This window comes from Alcanivorax sp. HI0044, assembly GCF_001634945.1.
In genome coordinates, this window is record NZ_LWEZ01000552.1 from 1 (window position 1) to 661 (window position 661).

The 661-nt window shown below is 62.6% G+C and carries 1 protein-coding gene and 1 pseudogene; both read left to right on the forward strand.

The genetic code is table 11. The features are described from left to right. Positions 1-384: pseudogene (locus A3730_RS31190) on the forward strand (efflux RND transporter periplasmic adaptor subunit); the annotation flags it as partial. Continuing rightward, positions 381-661 (forward strand): efflux RND transporter permease subunit (locus tag A3730_RS06560; protein ID WP_156500992.1); only part of this gene is annotated, 281 nt, incomplete at its 3' end. The pseudogene A3730_RS31190 and the gene A3730_RS06560, both read left to right, overlap by 4 nt.

Here is a 661-nt window from a genome sequence, read left to right on the forward strand (position 1 = left end):
GGGGGGCTGAACCGCAACCAGATGATGTACCTGATCGTGCAGGTTGCCAACGACGGTCAGTCATTACCGCTGGAACCCGGTGTGCTGGTGCAGGCGGAACTGCGCGGTGCCGCGACGCCAGCGGTGGCGGTGCTGCCCCGTTCTGCCCAGGCCGGTGACCAGTCTGTCTGGGTGCTGGACGACGACCAGCGCTTGCGCCGTCAGCAGGTGGCGATACTGCATCAGGACAGTGACAACCTCTACCTCCACGATGGGGTTAACAGCGCGACCTCGGTGGTGTTGGCCGGGGACCTGCAACTGCTGGAAGGCATGCGTATCGATCCGCGTCCGGCCCAGACTGGTCTGGCCCATAACAGCGAAAACCGTGGTGAGGGACATCCATGAATCGTTCCATTGCCTGGTTCGCCAGAAATGGGGCGGTTGCCAACCTGTTGATGATGACCCTGCTGCTGGCAGGGCTGCTGGCTATTCCCCATACCCGTCAGGAAACCCTGCCCAATGTGCCGCTGGACCGCATCGGCATTTATGTGGCGTACCCCCAGGCCACCCCGGAAACCGTGGAATCACTGGTCTGTACGCCGGTGGAAACCGCGGTGGACGATGTGGAGGGCGGTACCGAGCTGATCAGCGAATCCCGTGAGGGGTTATGCAGCGTGCAGCT